The following is a 19,958-nucleotide window of genomic DNA, read 5'->3' on the forward strand; positions in this document are numbered from 1 at the left end:
CGTGACAGCAAGCGCCTTGATTGATTAAGCTTTGCAGGTGCCCGCAAACGACATGACTCAGAAAATGACGGGCGATGGCAGCTTATGTTTTCTGTAAGGGCGACCAACCGGAAGAAGTTGTAGAGGAATAATGCGGAAACTAGTCAGTTATTTTGTCAGGCCGGTCTGTGGTTTTGGATTGATCGTTGGGGCGCTGTTTTTTGCGGCATCCCTCACGCCAAGCCTGATTCCACGAAACTACGTGGTGCAGGGTGTACTTTCCGGAATCGGTTTTATCTCCGGATATGGTATCGGCGTGCTTTTGCGCGGTCTCTGGCGTTATCTGGAGTTGCCCAGGTTGCCAGGCCCGGTTTTAAGGATCGTTAATCCTGTTGCCGGGATCGCCTGTCTGGTGCTGATGGCAACGGCCTTGTATCACACCAAATCCTGGCAGAACTCGGTTCGCAGTGTGGTGGGAATGGATCCTGTGGAGAGCGGGTATCCCTTCAGCGTCTGTCTCATCGCAATTGTGACATTCGGGATCCTGCTTTTCCTGGCGCGTGCTGTGATCGGGTTTGGCAAGACACTGGCTCGCAAGTTCTATAACCGCTTCCCTCGAAGAATCTCGGTCGTCGCCGGGGTTGCTCTGGCAGGTTTTCTGACGATCACGCTGACCAATGGCGTGCTGGTCGAGTACACATTCCGTCTGCTGGACCGATCGTTCCAGCAGTATGACGCACTGCTGGAGCCGGACCGACCCCAGCCCCTCATAGCAGAGCGCTCGGGAAGCAAGGAATCCAGGCTCGACTGGCGCGAACTCGGACGTGCCGGGCGTGAGTTTGTCGCATCCGGACCCACAGCTGCCGAGATTGCCGAGTTCAATCAAACTGAGGCACTCGAGCCGATCCGGCTTTATGCCGGTCTGCAAGTCGCCGACACTCCGCAGGAACGAGCGCAATTGTTGCTGCAAGAGCTGATTCGCACGAATGCGTTTGACCGTTCAGCGCTGGTCATCATTACTCCAACGGGCACCGGCTGGGTCGATCCTTCAGCGATGGACGGACTGGAGTATCTGCTCAATGGCGATGTGGCAAGTGTCGCATTGCAGTACTCCTACCTGAATAGTCCCATGGCACTGGTCTTTCAACCCGAAAGCGGTCTGGAGTCGGCGCAGGCACTGTTTCGGACTGTCTATGGATACTGGAAGCAGCTCGCGCCTGATCAGCGGCCCAAGTTGTATCTGCATGGGCTCAGCCTTGGTGCTTTCAACTCCCAGAGGGCACTGACGCTCTTTGATATTCTCGGTGATCCCATTCATGGCGCTCTCTGGAGCGGTCCACCGTTTCCAAGCGAAATGTGGCGTTCGCTGACCAATGGCAGAGAACCGGGCACCCCGGAGTGGTTGCCTGTTGTCGGAAACGGGCGATTCGTCCGGTTTATGAACCAGAACGGTACGTTCGATCAAGAAAACGGCTCGTGGGGTGATGTTCGGTTTGTCTTTCTTCAGTATGCCAGTGACGCCATCACTTTCTTCGAGAAAAGCCTCTTCTATCAGGAGGCGGACTGGATGAAAGCACCAAGAGGACCCGATGTCTCGGCGTCGCTTGAGTGGTATCCGGTCGTCAGCATGCTCCAGGTACTTATCGACATGCCTCTGGCCGACACGGTCCCGATGGGATATGGACATGTCTATGCACCCGAGCATTACCTGGACGCATGGCTTGAGGTGGCCGCCATCGACAACTGGTCCCCAGAAAAAATCGACGCGCTCAAGGCATTGCTCATCAAACGCGCCCAGGAAGACGACGGGTACGAGTATCGGGGCGGATAAGTACTGGCAGTCTGCCTTGAATCCGCTCGCCTGCTGTCTACGTGCCGGCGGTCAGGGCAATTCGCTGGGCCGCCCAGCTGCCGACGGCTTTCTGTTGCACCTTCTCAATGATGGCAGGATCGATATGGGGCTCCTGTGAGCCTTTCAATCCGTCATCATGGAAGATGTAAAGTCTGGATGTGAAGTCTTCGAAGGGTAGTGAGCTTTCCCCTGGCAGTTCTCCATGTCCCTGGGTTGAGACCACAACGCCATGCCCCCAGTCCTGACCGCTGTCGTTGTTCGGATTAAAAAAGTAGACCCGCATGCAACCGCTTTGATCCAGTGCCACCCGGATCAGCGTGATGGCGTGCCAGCCGACAAACGCGCCTGAGCTGTCGGTCACCGCGACACCAGCCGGTTGAGGATGGATGATGGGTTCGTTGCCGTTGTACAGGGGGTGATAGGCTTGGTAGAAGTCCGCTACAAATCTTGGGTAGTCGTGTAACAGACCAGTGGCGACGTCCACTGCAATAAAGAACATCCGCCCGACCCACCAGCCGTGCAGCTCGGGGTTGATCCATTTGTGGGGATCCTCGCCACGATCAGCCACCCGACGACCCATCTCGGCGTAGATCCGGTCGAGATGGGGGACCAGCAGGATCGAAACCGCATCCGCATCGAGCGGAATGTTGAAGGCGAGTCCGGCCGGCAATTCACCCGAGTCGAGTTTGCCGCCCTCAAAGTGCATGACGATCCGGTCATTGTTACTGACTTGTGCAATCAACCAAAGCAGATAGTCGGGATCATTGAGCGCCCACATCGACAGTGCGCGAGCTGACTGGCATGTCGGATTGTTTCCTTGCCCGACCCCGAGCGGTTGCCCCAGCATTTGCAAGAGCCCTGCGACCAGTGTGCGCCTGGCATCGATGTCAGGTCCGAAAGCGCGTTGCAGCAACGCGACAGACATCTCACTCGGCTTGGTTGCCAGTAACCGCCACAGCGATGGTGCGATGGGCGGGGAGTAAAGAATGCCTCTTTCCAGAATCTGGGACATGCCAAGCAGTGCCTGGCCTGTGCCCAGATGCACTGACTCACGGATGAGGCTCAGGACCAGTGGCTGGTAGGAACGCAAAGCATCCAGTCCTGTGCTGGACAAGCCCATTGAATGCGTCAGCAGGTCCGAGTCTTCCGAGTCGAGCACGAAGTGAGTGAACTCCACCTGATAATCTGACACCAGACCCGTGTCGTGCATGGCGCGTGCCATGCCCAGTGCTTCAGCCTGAAGTGTGCCCCGGTCTGCCCCTGATAGCCGTTGTCGGTAAAGCTGGATGCCCGGGTCATCCCGGCAAAGCTGTGTGGGACCAAACAGGGCGCTGATCAATCGATCTGCGCCCTGGATCCTTGCATCGCTCAGGCCGTTCCTGTCTTCGTTCAGAGCAACCGAGATCTGCACGATCATCGATTTGACCGGGTTGACCTGAAGTGGGCGTTGCGACAGGATTCGCCAGACCTCTTCGACCAGTCGGTCAAGAATGCCCTGTGCGCCCACCGTCTCCATGATGTGTCTGAGGAGCCGGTCAACCGCCCGTGACAGTTTGTTCTCCTTGACACGTGATGCCTCGCTCGCCGCACCGAGGACCCGGTCCAGATTCAAGGCCAGTACCTGCGTCAGAAAGTGTCTGGCCTTCTGGGCAGGCAAACCCCGAATCCGGTGCTCCTGTGTGGCTGCTGCCAGAAATCGCAGCAGGCTCAGGCACTCCAGTGTGACAGTGGCGGTCACGTTGCATTCCAGTGTGTTGCCAACCAGACCAGGCATCAGGCTGGCCGGTGCATTCCAGTCAGTTCCCGTAAAAATCCCGGCCCGTTCCATTCTCTGGATTCGATCGGATAGCGCCTGCAGTCCGTTCTCATGCATGAGCAGGCGTGCCGACGCATCCAGAATACGGTTCTGGTAGGTGAGCTTCCCGATCTCGGATGCAGATTCGAGTTGTTCGATCAGGTAGTCAAACTTGTCGAGATAAAGTTCAACGGGCTGGGCGGATTGCGTGGTCATCATCGACGTCATGGCGGTCACTGAGGTTGAAACGAGACTGTCGGACCTGGACTGACGACAGGTTCTCAGACATAGAAATCGAGATCTTCCTGGTGCTTGAGCAGGTCTCGCAGACGGTGCGGGTCGTCACCAAAAAAGTAGACCAGACCCCAGTGTGTTCCAAACGCGGCCCGTTTGGTCACTTTCTGTTCAAGTGGCGGGACCAGTTCATGAAACTCGAAATAAGGGTCGTCGACGGTTTCATCCGGCAATGCGAGCTCGCTCACAACCCGCCTGCGCGGATAGACCCCAAAGCAGCCCGCATGACCCTTTGCGTCCTTGACCGGTGTCGGAAAGAACGCATCAAGCTCTTCCTGGGTGGTTTTTGGGTCAAATGCCAGGACCAGACCCTGGTAGGCGTTAAAGCCGTAAGCACGTTCGAGCAGTTCGAACACATTGAATCCCGGTGGTCGATAGGCGACTTCACCGAAATACATGGTGCCATCACTCGTGACAAAGTACTCCGGATGAATGAACCCGAAGTCGATGTCAAATACATCAATCAGTTTCTCGATTTCCTGTGTGATTCGCCCGCGCCACTTTTCCAGTTCCGGTGTCGCAGGAACAAACACCGAGTAACCGAGCGTTACATACTCGGAAATGTTCAGAAACTGAATCTTGCGATCCTTGATCCATGCTTCAACCGCAAACTCCCAGCCGCTGAGGTGACTCTCCATGAGGGCAGGAAACTCGTCTACCGATATACTGGCCACGTCGTCAGCCGTGCGGATGACGCGATGCCCCAGGCAACCTGCCTTGTCGAACGCCTTGAAGTGAATGGGATCGTTCGGATCGCCATCAAGCTTGAGCAGCGTCTGGTTGACCCGCTTCAAAAACCGGATGACATCAGAATGATCCATCGCCTCTTCAAATATGCCGACACGAATGCCGCCGAGTTGCGCGCGGCGCTTCATGAGTGACTTGTCACGAAACAGCATGGATTGTCCGAGCAGTCTCGGATTGTTCAGCAGTACCGAGTTGACGGCCCCGGCCCACTCTACGGTTTCCTCGTAAAGAGGAATGGCCACATCGACACCCATCTCTTTGAGCGTGATGGCCAGTTCATACGAGCGATCGTTCAGCCGCTCGAAATCCCACGATACGAAAGGGATATTGTGTTGTTCGGCGTATTCCTGGGCCCAGACCGGTGCAACAATGACATAGCGCCGGTCAAACCGCTCAAGTGCGTCAATACACCGCAAACTCCATCCCAGAACTGCTACATAGCCTTTGTTCGGGTTCTTCTCGGTCATCAGACCTCCTTCGAATCCAAACCCCGCCTGGACTGACAGGATAGCCTGTCCATTGAAGTAGCCGTGTTGGCCACTGCGCGATCCTTTTCAGGGTAACCTAATTAGGCAGTATGCCGGTACCCCCCGCCGTCGACTTGTGGCAGAGAGAATCCAAAGCCGGCGCACGACAAGGGTCCGGATATGTTCAACCGGACAAGATCAACCGGATCAGTCCCGGTGCGGTCCTGTCACAGTCGCGTTTGACAGCGCGCACGGCAGTGTGACCGATACGCACAACCCTCCCTGCGGGGACGGTGAAGCGTCAACCTGTCCGCCATAGCTGTCTGTCAGGTCACGAACGATGTCCAGACCGAGTCCTGAGCCCGGGACTTGCTCGTCCATTCGGACCCCGCGATTGAAGATGGTCACAAGTTGTGAGGGTTCCAGTCCCGGTCCATCATCGCTTACATGTATTGTCAATGTGGGATTGAGGGCTGCTCGGTCGTTTTTTCGAGTTGTGTTCGTGGTCTCCACCTGAACCCAGACATTTCTGTCGGTCCATTTGCAGGCGTTTTCAAGGAGGTTGCCGACGATCTCCTGCAAGTCGTGTCGATCCCCCCTAAAAACCGGTTTCGTGTTCTGTTCCATGTCGAAATGGATGACCACCGGTTTGTCGCGATACAGTTTCTGCAGCACCCTGATCAGTGATTCGATCACAGGCTTGACGGTTGCCTGTGCGCCAGGGGCAGTCGAGGCTGCCGCCGCTCTGGCTCTGGCGAGGTGGTGGTCGACCTGGCGGTTGGCCAAGGCCACCTGCTCTTGTACCAGGTCCCCGAATGGAGACGGGTTTTCTCGTGCGCCGTTTGCCATGACCGAGAGCGGGGTCTTGAGCGCATGGGCCAGATTGCCAGCCATGGCGCGGGACCTCTCGACTATCTTGTTGTTTGCACTGAGCACCAGGTTGAACTCGTCAATCAGTGGTTGGAGCTCAACCGGATGCTGCCCCTCTAGTTTTGTGGTTTCACCAGACCGGACACGACCCAGTGCTGTACGGATTTCCTTCAGTGGCCGAAGTCCTGACGTGAGCATCATGGCCGATGCCAGCGTCATCCCTAGCGCGAGTAAGCCAAGCGCGATCGACAGCATTTGCGTGAAACTGGAGATCGGCTCATCGGCTGCCGATTGATCGGTTGCGATCATGAGCCTGAACCGATCATGTCCCTCAGGGGGGGTGATCACCTGGATGAGTGCCAGTAAAGGGGAGCCATCAGGTCCGGTCAATGCATGCAGACTGGCTCCATTGGTCATCGACACGATCGCGCTTTGTGCACGCAGATCGGATGGTACCAGGAGAACCTCATCCCAGAGCGAACGAGACCGCAGAACACCGGGTACAGCCGGCTGTCCGGGTGCAATCCGGTCGACCTGCCAGTAAAGACCCGAAAGCGGGCGCATCAGGCGAGGATCGGTGGGTTCAAACTGCAGGCTGACATCTCCTTGCAGGTTGACGGCCAGTGCCGCGGCAAGCTGGTTCAGGTGTAGTGTCAGTTGCGACCCAAGTTGCTCGGTGATGTGTCGGCGAAACAGGTCCGTCAGCGTCCAGCCCGCAGCCAGAACCGTCACCACGATCCATATGCTGATGCCAGCCAGAAGCCTTGCCTTGAGTGAGCGCCAGATGAGAGGTCGAGGGCGTTCCAGGGTTACGGGATTCCCTTTGGATTCGGCTTTGCTGGCAGATCGCTCCTGCTGGGTCCGCATTAACTCATCCTGGATTGCGTGGTTGCATGACTGGGCCCGGGCACCAGTCTGTAGCCCAGTCCACGGATGGTCTCAATGCTATTGGGGGGCAGCTTCTTTCTCAGACGCCCGACAAATACATCAATGGTGTTGGAGTCTCGATCGAGATCCTGCGGATACACGTGCTCGGCCAGCTCGGTTCGGGAAACGACCTCGCCCGCCCGTCGCATCAGCACAGCCAGCACACGATACTCGTGAGAAGTCAGACCAAGCGACTGGCCTGAGACCAGAACGCGAGTGGACCGGGTGTCGAGTATGATCTCGCCGCAGGTCCATTGCGCTGTGCTGTGCTGGCTGTTACGCCTGACAAGCGCCCGAACTCTCGCGAGCAATTCCTGCATGTGAAACGGCTTGGTCAGATAGTCGTCTGCACCAGCATCCATTCCCGTTACTTTCTCATCCCAGTTTCCTCGTGCTGTCAGGATCAGCACAGGCATGTCATGACCCGATTCGCGCCACTTGTGCAGGACAGTCAAACCGTCCATGACGGGTAATCCGAGATCCAGGATGGCGATGTCATAGGTTTCGACATCTCCCATGAAGTGGGCTTGTGCCCCGTCGCAGGCAACATCGACCACATGCCCGGCATCTTCCAGTGCGCGTTGCAGTTGAGATGCCAGGTGAGGATCATCTTCTGTCACCAGTACACGCATCAGTCTCTCACACCCGTTCTGTTCTGGCGACGGATATCGCGCCCTTTGATGCTGGTAATGTCACCGCTGCTCGCATCGACCTCCAGTTTAAGCACACTGCCTGATTGCTGCAGGAGCTTGATTTCGTATACGTACACGCCGTCGTCTTCATCGAACTCGATTTCGATCGGCTCTCCCGGAAACTCTTGCGTGACTTTCTCGAGCACATCCCGTAAGGACAGCACTTTGCCGTCGAGCAGTGCCTGTCTGGCACGATCGCGGTCACTTTTATCTGCATGCCCAGAAACGGGCATGGTGAGAAGCACCAGAAGTACCAATGCGGCCATCGCGAGCAGCAGCCTGCGTCTGGGCATGATATCTGGGGTGCTGCTGACCGGTGTTCGCGTGCGGGGCATGGTACTGGACATGCTCTGATCTCCATTCAGGTAGGCAAGGTTTTTAGTCGATTCAACATGAACGGAAGATGAACGACCCTTTCACATTGCGTTCATCCGGGAACTTGCACAATGCGAACCATGCACTCAGCAGACCATGAGTGTCAATCTCGAATCAAGGAGTTTCAAAATGAGAAAGTTAAACGCTAAAAGCATGATCAAGTCCCTCTCCGCAGTGGCTATGACCGGTGCAGTGCTGGGAGCAGCATTTCTGCCAGCCCAGGCCCAGAACGCGGTTTCAGGCGAGTTTCAACGTGCCAGGACGGTCACGGTTGCCCAGGCCGACGGAACACCTCAGTGGCTCAGCATGAACCGGATTATCGACAGGATCGAGGCTGCCGGTTATACCGACATTCGTGAAGTTGAGCGTGAGCGAGGAGGCTACGAAGCCGAAGTCAGGGACGATCAGGGCAGGAAGGTCAAGCTGTATCTCGATCCGAGAACCGGGGAAATCATCAACAGCAGGACCCGTGATCGTCGTGACTGATTCGCGCATTATGTCGGGCAATACCCGTTCTTGCTTGCATGAGAAGCGGCAGTCAAGTCGACTAGCGATAGCCGCTGCTGCAGCAGTGTAAGTAAACGAGGGAGGTACATTCTTTTATTCCTCCCTCCCTCTCTCCCTCCCTCCAATCCAATCCACCTCACACTTCGGCTTGCTTCTGGCATGTACCCCTGTTCTCGATGGGCCCAGTGTTGTTGTCAGGTGTGTTCTGCTCTGGTCAGGCTGCTATGGCAATTGTCGCCAAAGATATTGCTGCTTTTGTTCTGGTTTTCTTGTGATCACCCTCTATTTCCCCACCAGACATCTGCTGGCTGCGTCCGACTGTTCAGCACCCGAGTGTTCCATAGTGGGCAACAGAGGGTCTTTTCGCTACTATTGGATCGAGAAAAGATCAGAGAGAACGAGGTTTGAAGGCGTATGAAGGAGTGTGAAGAGCTCACCCTCTTTCCAGGGCTCGACGGATAACCATGACAACAACAGCCGTGTATCGGGATCTTTCACCATGCTGAGACTTGATCCATTAACCGTGACCGTGATGCTGGGGCTGATGTCGCTATTGAGCGCCGCATTTCTGGTTGTGATCCGGCTGTTCTTTCCGAACACCGTCAAAGGTCTCAACAACTGGGTGCTGGCTTCGATTCTTTATGTGCTGGCCGGGTTGATGCACGCACTGAAGGAGGATCACTCGACCCTTCTGTTGTCGGTTCTTGCCAATTGTTTTCTGATTGCCGGGTTGCTGCTGTTTCTCAGAGGGCTGCAGCAGTTCTACGACCGGCCTGTGCTCAGTGCCCGGACGTTCTGGGGGGTTCTTGCGCTGATGGCCGTGCTGATCGCCTGGTTCAAGATACATGATTCGTTTCACGCCCGGATCATTGTCATGACCTGTGCGCTTTCAGTGCTGTTCGGTGTGCTGGCCCGATTTGTTTACCGTTTTGGCCGAGACAGTTTTGGGGACTGGCTGATGGTGACTGCCTTTGTCGTAGCGGGCATCGTGTCCCTGATTCGGCTCGCAAGCGAACTGGTCACGCCCAACTCGGTTGACAGCCTGTTTGACGTGACGGTTCTGCATATCACCTATCTATCTTCCTTTAGCCTGGCGTGGTTGCTCAGCACACTCGGGTTCATGGCGCTGGTGAGCGACCAGTTACAGTCGCAACTTCACTACCTTGCCCGGCATGACGTCATGACCGGGGTGTTGAACCGGGCGGCGTTTTTTCAGGAGGCAGCTAGCGGTTTCAATTCCGCCAGGCGCGCTGAACGTCCTGTTTCTGTCCTGATACTGGATCTGGATCATTTCAAGAACATTAACGACAGCTATGGCCATCAGGAGGGTGACCGGATTCTGGTCGAGTTCTGTGCAACGGTGCAGAAGGTGCTGGCTGGTCGTGCCCTGTTTGGCCGGTATGGTGGTGAGGAGTTTGTGGCGATTCTTGATGGGGTGACAGACCGGCAGGCGGTTGATCTGGCCCAGCAGCTCAGGCAAGCCGTACAGAACAGCCCGGATATGAGGGGTGTCACCGTCTGCATCGGTGTGGCATCTTCGGGGTCGACGCCGTCGACCCAAACGGTTGAGGATCTCCTGCTCCAGGCAGACAAGGCACTCTATCAAGCCAAACGACAAGGACGCAATCGGGTGGTCCTGTTTGATGGCGAGACTCCGGCCAAGACACCGGATCTTGTCGGCAATCTCGCTGCCCAGCCTCAAGTCTGAACGGGGCCTCTCGCACGAGACCAGTCGCCGGGAACCCATGCGCTCGCGTCAGTGTATGGCCATGTCATGTTTACGGGCGTGTTACGGTTGAGGTTACTTGCATCTTTTTGATGAGTCTTTTTGATGAGATGGCGCAGGGTTGCCAGGGGTTGCAGCAGAACCTGGCAGCAGAACCCGCTTCGTACCTTGATTCTCGTTCCGGTATGACAAGATAGTGAGTCTTCGGTAGTGGCGACTGTGATCGCCCCGCGTTTGAACATGTGATCTTCACGCCCTTGGTGACGGCACTGTTGCGATCGGACATCTGCCATCTGGGGTCTCCCCTGTTTTTTGCACACTGCCCCAGATGTCTCGGGTTTTTCCGCAAAGGCTGAGGTTCTGCGGCCCGGCTCTGATGATGCAGCCGATGACCTTGGTTGTCCGTAGATTCCACGATCGTGCTGTATCGAACTGATCGTTATTGTGTAACAGGGCAGCAAGGTCAGGTAGGGTTGGGATATCCGGGTTCTTTGATTCTCAGCGCATGTAACTTGCATCGGGATTGATGGGGCCTGGCTGGATCTGGTCTGATGGGGTCTGACTGGTTTGCGATCGAGTTCCGGTTGTTCTGGTGGCTGTGATGAAAGTTAGTGGATAGGGACTGAGTCGCCTTTCGTTGAAGTATGGCGTGCCCAGCGGGTGCGTCAGGATGTGCATGGTGTACATGCTGTGCATGCAATGCACGGCCCGGCCCGGCAGGCTGACAAGGATCTCTTGAAGGATTGGATGTACCAGCAAATTCTGCTTTATTGTGTGTGTGCGTATGTGTCTCTGACGATTTCTCGTCTGGCGCATTGTGCGTGGCAGCGTGACCGGGTCCGTGCCGTCAACGGTCTGGGCAGGATACTGTTTGGTGGCTTGCGGGTGGATACCACGACGATCGGCTTTGCTGTGGTGGTTCCCTTGCTGCTTGCGCCCTGGTTAAATCATCTGGTGTGGGCTCAGACGCTGACCGGGATCTGGCTGGGTGTCTTCTGGTTTCTGCTGTTGCTGCCAGAAATGTCGACTCCGCAGTTTGTCCTCGAATATGACGTCAGACCGAACCGTTTGTACGTCGATTATCTTAAACACCCCAGGGAAGTATCCGGGATGCTCTGGAAGGGCTACAAGCTTCCGGTTGCTCTTGCCTTGTTACTACTTGGGTTGTTGTGGTGGACCGGCTGGAGCCTGTTTCGCGGACCCGTTCCTGATGCAACCGTGTTCTGGTGGCCGGTTGCATTCGTGCTGGGGTTGCTCGGTGGGGCTGTTTCGTTTCTGGCCATCCGGGGAACGCTCAGGCATCGGCCTCTGAATCCCTCGACTGTTGCATTCTGTGGCGATAGTCTTCTAAACAGCCTGGCGCTGAACTCGTTCTACAGCGTGACGTACGCGATCTACTGCATCAAGAACGAGCGATCCACCGCTGAGCTCTACGGTGCCTTGCCAGAGCAGGAAGTGCACACCAGGGTCTTGAAGTCGGCAGGCCTCGCAGACGGGGCCCCTGATTGTGGAGTGCCTGAATTGCCGAGTCTGCATCGCCAGACTGCCGCAGTGCCGCACGCCAGGCCGCTCAATATTGTGCTCATTGTCGAAGAAAGTCTGGGCGCCCAGTTCGTGGGAAATCTGGGCGGGCAGAATCTGACGCCGGAGCTCGACAAACTGGCCGAACAAGGCTGGAATTTCAAGCGCGCCTACGCGACAGGCACTCGATCGGTCAGGGGACTGGAGGCGGTCGTTAGTGGTTTTCCGCCGGCGGTGTCGGACGCGGTGCTCAGGCTGTCAGGAGCGCAGCAGAACTTCTTCACGCTCGCACAAGGTCTCAAGCCACTTAACTACCGATCTCACTTTGTGTACGGAGGCGAGGCCCATTTTGACAACATGAAGGGATTCTTCATGGGCAACGGGTTCGATGTACTGCACGAACGCGAGGATTTTGTGGATCCGGCATTTGTCGGTACGTGGGGCGCCAGTGACGAGGACATGTTTGCCAAGGTGCATGACATCCTTTCTGAAGCAAAGGATGAACCGACCCTTTGCCTGGCGTTCTCGGTGACCAACCACACGCCATGGGAGTATCCTGCCGGGCGCATCACGCCCGAAGGCAATCCTGCGAGTGCGAGCAATTCAGTGCGGTACGCAGACTGGGCGATTGGCCAGTTCTTCAACAAAGCCAGACAGTCCGACTACTGGGACAACACAGTTTTCCTGATCGTGGCCGATCACGATGCCAGGGTGGCAGGTGCAGATTCGATTCCGCTACGGCATTTTCATATTCCTGCGCTGATTCTGGGCGGTACGGTCAAGCCTCGTCAGGACAGTCGGATCGCCAGCCAGATCGATCTGCCGGTGACCATGTTGTCGCTGGCCGGCGCAACGATCGATCACCCGATGATTGGTCAGGACATGATGCGCTCGGGCACTGTCGATCGCGCGATGATGCAGTACGGAGACAATTTCGGTTATCTGTATAAAGACATGCTCACGGTTCTTGAGCCTGGTAAAAAATATCGCCAGTTCCGCTACCAGGCTCCGGATCAGTATCAGTCGGTCGATCTGGATCCGGAACAACTCGCTCAGGCCAGAGCGCATGCCTTGTGGCCAGATATCATGTACACACAGCGTCGCTACACCTTGCTCAGAAAAATGTTTCAGCCTGAGTGAGTCAGGCTGGGTTGCATGTCAACCCGTTTCAGACTCAGTCTGCCTTGAGTAGTCCATCTCCACTGCGCCTGTCCTCTTCAACCAGGCTGAAGTAGCGCTCGGGCAGGTAGGGAAGGCGTGGGTCTCCAAGGCAGAGTTCGACACTGGCAACGTGTGCGACACGGGTATGCCCTTGCAGTGAGGGCGCTTGCTGATCCAGATGTTGTTCGGAGAGTCGCGCGAACGTTGATGGTTCGCTGTCAGGTTGCACGGCGGTCTGCTCGGCGACCTGATCTGATTGGGACTGGTCGTCCCCGGGTGGCCACGCGATGTCCCGGGGCGCGAACGCCTGCATCGTGAAGTGCAGGTCATCTGCCTGAACCGGTTCGCCATCGATGCTGTACCTGGGATCCTCAATGAGCAATTCCATCATGGGCTGACCAATCGAAGCAAGTAGTGTGATGTCTAGCAGTTTTCCTTCAATCTTCACCAGCTTGTCGGTGTCATTACCACGCCAGGCATTGACTGTCTGGGTGACTTCCAGGATCAGGCCGCGCATCGCTTCTGGTGTGGCGTTTTTACCGAGCTGATATCCCAGCATCTCGTTGAGCCAGCGAAATGCCGGTTCGCGGGAGCCTTGAATGATCTCCTCTAAAAGCTTCTCGACATGAGGGCTCAGCGCTCGTACGTGTTCTGCGACATTGGGTAGCACCAACGCAGCCTCCCGTCCAAGTCCGATCTTGTCGGTACGGCTTTGCAGTTTCAACAGCCTTTCGAGGGTCTTGGCGAGACTCTTGAGGATACGTTCGTTCTTGGTCATGCTATTTCCTGTTTATGGAACGTGCAGAGCTAAGAGTAAAAGAGAGCGGAGACTGCGACAAGTTTCCGGTGGCATATTTACCCCTGCGACGTACAACTCTCGCGGTGTTTTTCTGCGCCGGCACGTTCTGGCAAGTGCGGGCATGTGAGGGTGCGTGACGGTATGGAGTGAGTCTCTGTTCACGGCTTGCGCCAGGCGGGTCCACAGGTCGATGCCCACATTCCCACACCAATGGTGAGCATGCCCAGACTGACCGCTGTGAAGATGCCCGTCAACCCAAATCCTGCGGCAAGGCTCAGGCTGCCAAGACTTGTGACGATCAGAAACCTCAGCACACCGATCGCAACAGGGATTCGCATGAAACCGGTTCCCTGTGAAGCGAAGTAGAGCACCTGTCCAGCTACAAACACACCAAACAGCGGACCAACGATGCGCAGATAGGATGCCCCGTATTCAGACACAGATGGATCCTGGGTGAACGCACCAAGCCATAGTTGCGGCCAGATCGCCAGCACAATCCCGATCGGGGCAATGATCGCAAGCGCCACGAGTGATCCAAAACGCGCCAGATGCCGGGCTCTCGGGTGCTGGCCAGCACCGATGTTGATGCCCACCGCCGTGGTGAGTGCTCCGCCGATACCAAACGCAATGGGGACCAGCATGAGTTCAAGCCGGCTTCCCAGACCATACCCGCCCAGGGCTTGATCACCGAACTGACCGATCAATCCAGTCACGACCACGATGGACATGACAATGGTCAGACTGTTGATCATGCCAAGTCCGCCCACTCGCATGATGGCCCGAATCGCGCTCCAGTCAAAGCGATGTGGTGCGATCCGGATGGGCAGATGCCCGCCTCGGGCATGCAACAGCAGTGCCAGCCCGGCCAGCCCCTGGCACAGCACGATGGCAACCGCTGGTCCCAGTACGCCGATGCCATCAAAGCTTGTTCCCGCGATGCCTAACGTCAGACATCCGGACAGAATGGCCTGGGCGACGGTGGATACCAGCAGGACGCGGGCAGGTGTACGCATGTCGGCGCAGCCACGACAGATCGCGAACATGGAAAAGAATAGCCAGGATGCAGTTGACGCACCAAAGGCGATGGCGGCATAGGTGACTGCCCCGTCAAGTGAGGGACCGGTGGCCCCCATCAGCATGAAGATGGGTCTGGCAAAGAGGACGAACACCAGCATAAAGACCAGTGACAGCGTGCCGGCGATCAGCAAGGCATGCCAGGCCAGCACGCTTGCACGTGGGGCGTCGCCAGCGCCAAGCGAGCGCGAGATGGCCGATGCGATCCCACCGCCGACCGCGCCATTGCCAAACATCTGCATCAGGCTCTGAAACGGAAACACCAGCGCCAGACTGGCCAGGGCCGCACCACCAAGTCGTCCTACAAACCAGGCATCCGCAATGGTAACGAGCGTGATAAGCAGGTTGGAAAGCACGTTGGGCAAGGATAAACGCCACAGAAGCGTTCCCGGTCTGGCCTGCAGTGCGAGTTCGACGTTGGACGCACGCGCACTCATGCCATGCCTTGCAGTAAAGCCGGGCTCGGCGCTGGCCAGTGTGCTGCGTGCAGTCTGCAAGCGTGGCACGCCAGACTGATTGGTTCTGGATAATGTGACATCAGTGACCTTCGAACGCAGTGATAGTGAACGTTTCAAGGCCAAGCGCCTGGAGCCTGGCCATGCCGCCGAGATCTGGAAGGTCAATTGCGAAGGCGCACTCCACAACCTGCGCCTGCAGCGTTTGCAGCAAGGCAACCGAGGCCAGTGCGGTTCCACCCGTTGCAACGAGATCGTCGATCAGCAGGACTCGGTCACCCGGCAATATCGCATCGGTATGAATCTCGACCCGATCGGTACCATATTCGAGTTCATAGTCCTGGCCCACTGTCTGTGCGGGCAGTTTGCCAGGCTTTCGGATGGGAACAAAGCCTGCACCGATTTCGTAGGCAACCGGCGCGCCCAGAATGAAGCCTCTGGATTCGATGCCAACCACCTTGTCGATCTGCATGTAGCGATAGCGTCCCACGAACTCACGGATCAGGAGCTGGAATCCGACCGGATCCTTGAGCAAGGTGGTGATGTCCCGAAACATGATTCCGGGTCGGGGATAGTGCTCAATGGTCCTGACACGGCTTTTGATTGGCATGATTGCCTCCGGAACATGGGTGATGGTTCATTTTAGGTTCCGGCGAACTCGATAGTGCAAGCGTGATGATAGAGGGCGCCAGACAGCCTCGATCTTTAGGTCCGGAAACATGTCAATGCTATACAAGGGCTCGCAGGTCGATAGAATGTGCAAATCAAGAGTATCTGAACCAGGACTGGATCGTGTTGACTTCCTGACTCAGGCACCACCTTCCCTGACGCTTTTGCCAGTACCTCGACGCCATGACTGAACGCGCCAGTGCGCAATCTGCGCCTACTCCGGTTGATTTGATCGATTCCCGTTATGCATTCTGGCGTTTGATGGTGGCCCTTGGTGCCATGATCATGGGCGGCAGTTGCATGTTTGTTGTGGCCGTGGTGCTGCCATCTGTGCAGGCCGAGTTCGGGGTTTCGCGCTCGGATGCGTCGCTTCCATACACGTTGCTGATGATCGGGTTCGGTGTGGGCGGGATCTATATGGGCAAGCTCGTGGACCGCTGGGGCGTGCGTAGTTCTCTACTGGTTGGTTCTGTCGGGATGCTGACTGGGTTTGTGTGGGCGGGGCTGAGTGAAAGTCTGCTGACGTTTGCACTGGCACACGGCATATTCCTGGGATTTCTGGGGAGCTCTGCGACGTTTGCACCACTGGTGGCTGATACGTCGATGTGGTGGAACCGGTATCGCGGCATGGCGGTGGCGGTGGTGGCCAGTGGCAATTACCTTGCGGGTGCTGTCTGGCCCAAGCTCGCCCAGTGGGGCGTGACGTCAATTGGCTGGCGCGAGACCTATATCTGGATGGGCATCATTTCCGGTGTCAGTATGGCTGTGCTGGCGCTGTTTCTCAAGCGCAGGCCGCCGGTTGCGCAGATTGATATGTCCGGTACTGCCAGTCGGGAAACTCTGGCCAGAAAGCGGCCGTTTGGTCTGTCCACTGGTCGGGCCCAGGCGTTGCTGATCGTCGCGGGAGTGGCTTGCTGTGTGGCAATGTCGATGCCCCAGGTGCACATTGTGGCCTATTGCGTTGATCTCGGGTACGGTCCGGCCCGTGGCGCAGAAATGTTGTCGTTGATGCTTGCCTGTGGTGTCATCAGCCGGCTTGCATCGGGCTACATCTGCGACCGCATCGGCGGGGTCCGTACGCTGATTCTGGGCTCGGCGCTGCAAGGCATTGCGCTGATCATGTTTCTACCCTTTGATGGTCTGGTGTCCCTCTATGTCATCTCGGCCGTTTTCGGGTTGTTCCAGGGAGGTATCGTGCCTTCATACGCGATCATTGTGCGGGAACACTTTCCTGTGCAGGAGACGGGTCGCCGGGTTGGTGCGGTCATGATGGCCACCATGCTGGGGATGGCACTGGGCGGCTGGATGTCAGGAAAGATATTCGACTTGACCGGCTCTTATGAGGCAGCGATGGTCAACGGTCTGGCCTGGAACGCGGTCAATCTCATGATCGCGTTCTGGTTGCTGTGGCGGATAGGGCCGGGAAAGGGTACGAGGTCGCTGTCACGAGCCAGTCCCGTCTAGCGAAGTTTGTCGTGTTTCGAGTGGGTGAGTGGTTTGATAAATAAGAGTTTTTTACGTTTTTCTGGTTTGTTGCTGCTGTTTCTTGTTTGCAGCACGACCGTTGCGTCCGAGTTCAACTGGACAGGCCAGTGGGACAGCATCTGGCGCCATCGTGGTGCCAGGATCACTTTGGAGCAGACCGGCCAGCAGGTGACGGGTGGCTATGACTTGTACGGGGGCGAAATTGACGGGGTTGTATCCGGATTGCAGCTCACTGGCACCTGGAAAGAGGGTGGCCGGTCTGGCCCGTTTCTCGCAATCATGTCGAGTGATGGACGCACATTCACCGCCCGTTTTGGTAATAATGAGTGGCTGACCGCGATTCGCGTTGAGGATGACAATGCGTATCAAGGGGACGCATTCGACTACAGCAGTCCTGCCTCCGTCCTGTTTCACTTTCTGTCCATCATGAACGCAGTCGGGCCTGGCCGGATGGAACTGCAAAGTGAAGCGTCACACTTCATTGACTTCAGTCGTCCGTTCGAGACGCGAATCAGCGAGCTCGATTACACGCGTTTGTTGTTTGAAGTACTTGACCGACTCACATTTCGGTCTTTCGACATTAAACACTCTGCAACCGACAGAACGGCTTCCGTACGCCTGTATCAGGCGGGATCTGACGTCAGTCTCTTGCTGGAATTTACAAGAACTGGTGACGAATGGCACATCGATCCTCCATCACCTGATCTGTTGCGCGAGACACTCGAAGCCCTCAAGGCCGCCCGTCCTGCGCTGAGGCCTGGTGTGGTGTCAGAATTGAGATCGCCACGGGATACGCTTAGAACACTGGTCGAGTCATTTGACAAGACCGATGGTGCTTCACTGGAGCGCGCGGTTCGCACGCTGAATCTTCAAGGGTTGTCGGCCCTGGCTCGCGAATACGAGGCTCCACGGCTTGCCCGGTATATCAACAGAGTGATCGAGCGTCTCGGACCGGTTATCTGGCAGGAAGTGCCTGATGACCCTGCAGCCACCAGCCCGTACGTTTATTTTGAGCATCCGCTCGGGGTCATTGCCATTGAGCCGGTTCTGAACGAAGCAGGGCAGGTTGAATGGCTGTTTGGCCAGGAGACACTGGCCAGTATCCGGAGTGTCTATGCTGCACTGGATAACCTTCCGTCGCCGCAAGCGCTTTATCAGCCGTCACAACCAGTCAGCCTGTACTTTAAGATCCGGGACTATGTCCGAAGCCTGAATACAGGATTGGTAAGGCAGACAGGTCCGATGGAGACCTGGCAATGGATCGGATTGTTGGTCACCTTCGTGCTGGCCTATATTCTTGGTCGGTTACTGAGTCGATTGATCGTGCTTCTGGCGCTGCGATATGCATCGCATGAGTTTGAGAGTCCAGCGTTCCTGGAGTGGCTCTTGCGCTGGTCGTTCACGCTGCTATCTGTGGGGCTTGGGCTGCGTCTGGCCGATTACGCCTTGAGCTTTCCGGATGTGGTGCAGGTACTGATTGCTACCATCAGCTGGTCGACCATTATTCTTTCAGTGACGGCGATGCTTTTGCTCGTGGTCAAACTGATGGCTGACCACGTCAGGCGAAAGAAAGCGCTAATGGGTCACAACATCACCCTGGTATCGCTGGTTTCTGGAATTATCCGGGTGGCTATTGTCCTGACGGCAATCCTGATGCTGGCCGATGTTCTGCAAGTGCCTTACCAAAGCGTGCTGGCAGGCCTGGGCATTGGTGGCATCGCGGTGGCACTGGCCGCACAGTCTACGCTACAGAATTTTATTTCCGGCATCACACTGTACTTTGACAAGCCGATAGCGATTGGGGATTTCTGCCGGTTTGGCGAGCAGATGGGAACCGTCGAGTTCATCGGTATGCGCTCGACTCGAATCCGTACGCTGGATCGCACGCTCGTGACGATTCCTAACAGCGAGTTCTCGAATATGCAGATCGAAAACTATGCCAAGCGTGATCAGATGTTTCTCAATTCGACACTACGTCTGCGCTATGAAACGGCACCGGATCAGTTGCGTTATGTTCTGGTGCAACTTCGGGAAATGCTGCTGGCTCATCCGAAGGTTGCCTCTGATCCGTTGAGGGTGCGTTTGATCGGGTTCGGCGAACATTCGCTTGATCTGGAGATCTTCGCCTATCTCATGACGACTGACCGGGCAGAGTTTGTCGCCATTCGGGAAGATATTTATCTGCGTGTCATGGATATCGTGACTCAGGCAGGTACCAAGTTCGCGTTTCCGGCGGTCGTTCACTACAACACAACTGACAGGATGCCTGACCCGGCGCAGTCCGAAGCCTCTGTCAATACTGTTGCCCAGTGGCGCGAGGAAGGCAGGCTACCGTTTCCAGATCACCCCTGGCCAGATAAGGCACAACTGCGCTCGACGCTTGACTATCCACCCAGAGGATCATCAACAGATCAGACTGACCCGTTTGGTCAGGAGCGAAAGCTGTAGTGGCTGCTTGCTGATCTGCATGGCTTTGGATGCCATTTTCTGGTTCTCAACACACCCGCAAGAAGATCCGTGGTAGACGCCTGGTGTTCTTGCGACTACATTTGCTGGAGCAATT

Annotated in this window: 14 protein-coding genes; 6 read left to right on the plus strand and 8 right to left on the minus strand. The window is 56.4% G+C overall.

From position 1 onward, the window contains the following. Positions 1 to 130 precede the first annotated feature (130 nt). Positions 131 to 1,810 (plus strand): alpha/beta hydrolase, encoded by a 1,680-nt coding sequence (locus DBV39_RS00275; RefSeq protein ID WP_108619844.1) that lies wholly within the window; start codon positions 131 to 133, stop codon positions 1,808 to 1,810. 37 nt (positions 1,811 to 1,847) lie between these two features. Here the strand turns inward: DBV39_RS00275 and DBV39_RS00280 are convergent, their stop codons facing one another. The 5 genes from DBV39_RS00280 to DBV39_RS00300 all read right to left on the minus strand — a co-directional run bounded on the left by DBV39_RS00280 (position 1,848) and on the right by DBV39_RS00300 (position 7,970). Continuing rightward, positions 1,848 to 3,854 carry a hypothetical protein gene (locus DBV39_RS00280; protein WP_108619845.1) on the minus strand — a complete coding sequence of 669 codons (2,007 nt, stop codon included), beginning with the start codon at positions 3,852 to 3,854 and terminating at the stop codon, positions 1,848 to 1,850. Between the two features lie 53 nt (positions 3,855 to 3,907). Continuing rightward, a complete protein-coding gene (locus DBV39_RS00285; protein WP_108619846.1) occupies positions 3,908 to 5,134 on the minus strand; it encodes an ATP-grasp domain-containing protein in 1,227 nt (408 codons plus the stop codon). A 207-nt stretch (positions 5,135 to 5,341) separates the two neighbouring features. Continuing rightward, on the minus strand, positions 5,342 to 6,871 hold the full coding sequence (locus tag DBV39_RS00290) for an ATP-binding protein (RefSeq protein WP_108619847.1): 1,530 nt from the start codon (positions 6,869 to 6,871) through the stop codon (positions 5,342 to 5,344). Next, a complete protein-coding gene (locus DBV39_RS00295; protein ID WP_108619848.1) occupies positions 6,871 to 7,563 on the minus strand; it encodes a response regulator transcription factor in 693 nt (230 codons plus the stop codon). The genes DBV39_RS00290 and DBV39_RS00295 overlap by 1 nt, the downstream gene beginning before the upstream one ends. Then, entirely contained in the window at positions 7,563 to 7,970 is a 408-nt protein-coding gene (locus DBV39_RS00300; RefSeq protein ID WP_227870738.1) for a PepSY domain-containing protein, read from the minus strand. The genes DBV39_RS00295 and DBV39_RS00300 overlap by 1 nt, the downstream gene beginning before the upstream one ends. A 157-nt stretch (positions 7,971 to 8,127) precedes the next feature. Between DBV39_RS00300 and DBV39_RS00305 the strand changes: the two genes are divergently transcribed. The 3 genes from DBV39_RS00305 (at position 8,128) to DBV39_RS00320 (ending at position 12,892) form a co-directional block, all read left to right on the plus strand. Next, complete coding sequence (locus DBV39_RS00305; RefSeq protein ID WP_159078692.1) at positions 8,128 to 8,484, plus strand: PepSY domain-containing protein; 357 nt, start codon at positions 8,128 to 8,130, stop codon at positions 8,482 to 8,484. A gap of 520 nt (positions 8,485 to 9,004) precedes the next feature. Beyond that, positions 9,005 to 10,213: a GGDEF domain-containing protein gene (locus DBV39_RS00310; RefSeq protein WP_108619850.1), complete on the plus strand. Its 1,209-nt coding sequence runs from the start codon at positions 9,005 to 9,007 to the stop codon at positions 10,211 to 10,213. A 765-nt stretch (positions 10,214 to 10,978) separates the two neighbouring features. Continuing rightward, on the plus strand, positions 10,979 to 12,892 hold the full coding sequence (locus tag DBV39_RS00320; RefSeq protein ID WP_108622997.1) for an LTA synthase family protein: 1,914 nt from the start codon (positions 10,979 to 10,981) through the stop codon (positions 12,890 to 12,892). Positions 12,893 to 12,926: 34 nt separating this feature from the next. Here the strand turns inward: DBV39_RS00320 and DBV39_RS00325 are convergent, their stop codons facing one another. The 3 genes from DBV39_RS00325 to DBV39_RS00335 form a co-directional block, all read right to left on the minus strand. After that, positions 12,927 to 13,691 (minus strand): hypothetical protein, encoded by a 765-nt coding sequence (locus DBV39_RS00325; RefSeq protein WP_108619852.1) that lies wholly within the window; start codon positions 13,689 to 13,691, stop codon positions 12,927 to 12,929. Positions 13,692 to 13,870: 179 nt separating this feature from the next. Next, a complete protein-coding gene (locus DBV39_RS00330; RefSeq protein WP_159078693.1) occupies positions 13,871 to 15,361 on the minus strand; it encodes an MATE family efflux transporter in 1,491 nt (496 codons plus the stop codon). Then, positions 15,324 to 15,851, minus strand: coding sequence for an adenine phosphoribosyltransferase (locus DBV39_RS00335; RefSeq protein ID WP_108619854.1), 528 nt, complete (start codon positions 15,849 to 15,851; stop codon positions 15,324 to 15,326). Before DBV39_RS00335 ends, DBV39_RS00330 begins: the two co-directional genes overlap by 38 nt. A gap of 242 nt (positions 15,852 to 16,093) precedes the next feature. On the opposite strand from DBV39_RS00335, the gene DBV39_RS00340 reads away from it, so the two are divergent. Further along, a complete protein-coding gene (locus tag DBV39_RS00340; RefSeq protein WP_108619855.1) occupies positions 16,094 to 17,374 on the plus strand; it encodes an MFS transporter in 1,281 nt (426 codons plus the stop codon). Between the two features lie 33 nt (positions 17,375 to 17,407). Then, entirely contained in the window at positions 17,408 to 19,843 is a 2,436-nt protein-coding gene (locus tag DBV39_RS00345) for a mechanosensitive ion channel family protein (RefSeq protein ID WP_159078694.1), read from the plus strand. Positions 19,844 to 19,958 lie beyond the last annotated feature (115 nt).

This window comes from Orrella marina (assembly GCF_003058465.1).
Taxonomy (GTDB): domain Bacteria; phylum Pseudomonadota; class Gammaproteobacteria; order Burkholderiales; family Burkholderiaceae_B; genus Algicoccus; species Algicoccus marinus.